This window comes from Actinomyces israelii DSM 43320 (assembly GCF_000711965.1).
GTDB classification, from domain to species: Bacteria; Actinomycetota; Actinomycetes; order Actinomycetales; family Actinomycetaceae; genus Actinomyces; species Actinomyces israelii.
In genome coordinates, this window is sequence record NZ_JONS01000088.1 from 1 (window position 1) to 3,401 (window position 3,401).

Annotated in this window: 4 protein-coding genes; all 4 read right to left on the reverse strand. The window is 62.6% G+C overall.

Translation table 11 applies throughout. The annotated features are described in order from the left end of the window. Window positions 1–71 precede the first annotated feature (71 nt). Window positions 72–641, reverse strand: a complete 570-nt coding sequence (locus O145_RS19785; protein ID WP_324252511.1) for a helix-turn-helix domain-containing protein — start codon at window positions 639–641, stop codon at window positions 72–74. 300 nt (window positions 642–941) lie between these two features. Then, window positions 942–1,535: a hypothetical protein gene (locus tag O145_RS18520; protein WP_156966824.1), complete on the reverse strand. Its 594-nt coding sequence runs from the start codon at window positions 1,533–1,535 to the stop codon at window positions 942–944. 4 nt (window positions 1,536–1,539) lie between these two features. Beyond that, window positions 1,540–2,061 (reverse strand): hypothetical protein, encoded by a 522-nt coding sequence (locus O145_RS18525; protein WP_156966825.1) that lies wholly within the window; start codon window positions 2,059–2,061, stop codon window positions 1,540–1,542. Between the two features lie 311 nt (window positions 2,062–2,372). Continuing rightward, a complete protein-coding gene (locus tag O145_RS15110; RefSeq protein ID WP_043564484.1) occupies window positions 2,373–2,960 on the reverse strand; it encodes a hypothetical protein in 588 nt (195 codons plus the stop codon). Window positions 2,961–3,401: the final 441 nt, after the last annotated feature.

The window sequence follows — 3,401 nt, forward strand, 5'->3', positions numbered from 1 at the left end:
AGGGTCTCCTCCAGCTCCTCCCTTCTGCGCCCGCTTGAGCCTCGCCGCGCTCCCGCCCACGGCGTGACCGGTTACCACGAGGGCCCAGCCTGGCCCTGCCGCCACCGCGACAGCCACTCGCGTACCGTCCCCTCGGCCCGCTCGACCATCTCCGCGACAGTATCCAGGCCAACGCCGCGGGCAGCGCACACAACCGCCTCCGCCCTCAGCCCCCGCCGGCTTGCAGGGCGCCCGAACGCTTCTTCCACCTGATGAGGATGTCCCGCTCCTCGTCCGTCATGCCGATCCGCACGAGGCAGTCCTATGCCAGATGCTCCGCAGACGCCAACCAGGAATCCCGCAGCAGCCTCCCCAGAATGCCATTTTGTTTGATTCCAGCCATAGCCATACCCCACTGCTTTTTTCAGACAGCTCGCACCGCCACTCCTGGCGTTGCGCAGCTCGGCGCGCAGCCCCCCGGGTCTCAGCCGACTCGCCGCGGAAACCCTCCTCACCCCTGGGCGGCGGAATGATCCCTGCACTACCCGCCCACCCAGCTCACCACTCCTCCGGGCCGGCAGACCACTGACAAGCAGACACCGACACGATCCTCCGACCCCTTCGCCCGCGATCTCACGCACAACCCGCAACCCCGAGCTCATCCGAGCACCACGCTCTCAACACACTCCCACCCTGTCCCCCCACCAGAACACCGGGCCCCCACTGTCCGAGAAAAACCACTCACTCCACAGATCCTGGCCGGGGCTGACTGGATAGCCGATACCGCCTACACTGCCCACGGCGCGCTGACCTCCGTCAAGAAGACTCCCTACGGAAAGCGCCTGCCATGGGAGAAAGAATTCAACAGGGTCGTGTCATCCACGCACGCCGCCATCGAGCAGCCGTGAAACACGGTTTTCAGGAGTGCCAGAGACGCGCTCAGCAGTCCAGGCTGCGGTTATTTATATGTTATTCGCGGGGACGAGCGCTGGTGCTTCTCGCTTAAGCATTTCCATCGCCAGTTCGTCCCGTTCGTTTGATTCGAGCGTCGCAATGGCCCGCTGACAATAACGTACAGCTCCTTTGACTTCAGGATTGGCGAGAATCAAGGTGATCTGACGTTCCTCGTCCGGGCCGCTTCCGATCTGATACACTCCAAACATTTCCTCACTTACTGCGGCTATCGACGGCCGAATAACAATTTCTACTGATATTCCTGGACGATACGTGTCGTTGCACGCAATGCGTGCAACGCAGCCTAGGCACATCCACGCACATTCAATCGAGATGCTATATTCCGGCTGAGGCCTATCGAGAAGCGCCCTTACTGATGCCGCGATTTCCTTCACATGCTCTTCGCCCCAGTTCAATACAATGTATTTTGTCTCACGCAAGGCCAACTCTGTCGCCACCCGCTCCTCTGTGTCGAGAGAGTTTGCATCCGAGTAAAGGGCGATCGCCTCGGCTGAACGCCAAAAGAAAATGGCTTGCCTACGAGGGGGAAGACTATTTATCCTGTCGGCCAAACGGTCAATGAGATCGTCGTATGCGGTCATAGTGTTACCTCTCAATTTCAATGCCGTGCGAGTGCAGTAGGCCTTCGCAGTTGTGATCGCGCGGGCGAGTCCCGTCACACGGCATCCGCACATCCGTCCCCATCCTTTTCAGATCGGGCACGACGGCAACGAGGTTCTCCTCGGCGTGCATCCGTCTGCCTCCATTTTCCTTGTCCCGTCTTGACGGGACCCGGGTTAAGCCAAGTTCTTCTGCCATATCTGCCTGTCCTTTGTCAAATTCATTACTCGATCCCACGTAGAGCTTTCCGGCGCTATCCTCTCCGACGGCGAATGTCCTCCGGTTTATTGCCGCTTCATGATCGCCAGCAGTTCTCACTTGCCTGGCAAGAGCCCGCAAAGATGTCTGTTCATCTTCTGGTGTTTTGCCTGTGGTTCCGCATCCTCCGGTTCCGTCGTTGTGGACGAGGATGGGTTGGTTGGTGGTGGTGATGGTACCGCTGGTGGTGGTGAGGCGCAGGGTGGGCACGTCGTGGTGGACGAAGACCTGCTCGACGGTGGCGGGCACCGTCTGCCCGGTGGCGGGGTCCCAGGAGGCGACCTGGTCGCCGGTGGCGCCCCCGTCCAGGCCAGCTGCCGCGGGCCGGGCCCCAGGAGGCGACGGCGCCGCACCGCGGGAGATGACGCCCCGGCAGCCATCGGAGGCAAAGGATCACGCAGTCATCCCCGCGACGACCCAGCAGAAGATGACACCAAGCCCGGGCCGGCCCGCCGGGGCGCAGATCGCGACTCAGCGTCGACGAAGAGGGCCGTCGGAGCCCTGCCACCACCGGCTGCCGCCTTGCAGGGGCCCGCCGCCCGTATCCTGCCGCAGCACCATCAGTGTGGTTCGGAGTGCTCCGGGTCCTGGTCTCCTTTCTGGTGGTCCTGGCCGTACTCCTCCACGAGGCACCAGTGCAGTGCGTTCCTGCTCGGCTTTCCCAGCTCTCTGTGAGAGACCTTCTCCAGGAAGGCGCGTCGTGCGGTGGTGTCGTCCTCCACCTGGCCCACGATCCAGATGAGGTGCGACAGCACGATGTCGTCGGTGGTGTCGTCCACCAGCCGGTACAGGCAGGGCAGGCGGTGGCGCACGATGGCCCGGCACCGGTCGGCCAGACCGGCACTGCCGGCCTCCTCCTCGTGGGGGGAGGTGTAGCCGCAGGTGATCTCCACGAGCATGTCCGTGGCGTGCATGAGCCCCAGAGGCGTGCCGTCCCCGTCGCACACCGCGTCGATCAGGATCTGTGTGAGCGGCTCACTCGCCTCCTCAAGCTCGTGGGAGTAGAACGCCGTACCCTCGATCCGCCAGTACGCCTCATCGCCCGACCCTGAGTCCGGTGCGCGCAGCATGTCCCTGATAGGGCCGGGATCCATCCCCACACCGTCCCTGACGCGCAGCCCCGCCCAGTCAACTTTGTGATCCTTCATCCCACGGGCCTCCTCTTTCGTGTTTGACGTTATCAGGGAACTGGTCCCTGGAGTACTTTCCCTGACACCTGGGGCAGATCTTGATCTCCACATCAGGGTGCGGTTTTCCCTGAGCCTCAGCCTGTACGAATCTTGGTCGTACGGCCTCGGTGAACTGCACATCACTCGGTTTGACACCGAGCTGTTCGATTACATGATCCTCCGCACAGCGACCACCCCCGGAACGCCCCGCTATTACGCGGCCGTCGGGGGCGTAGCCTGCGGTGACCGTTGCCACCTTGCCGGGCCTCACGTTCATGGCGAACTCTGGCCGGAGTTAAACAAGATCGGTGTGTGGTGGTGTGATTGGGAGGTGCTCGAAGTCGTAGTCGAAGGTGCGGTTGGTGATGTAGGCGGTGAAGGCCGCGAAGGTGTTCTCCGGGGCGAGCGCGCGGAGGTTGG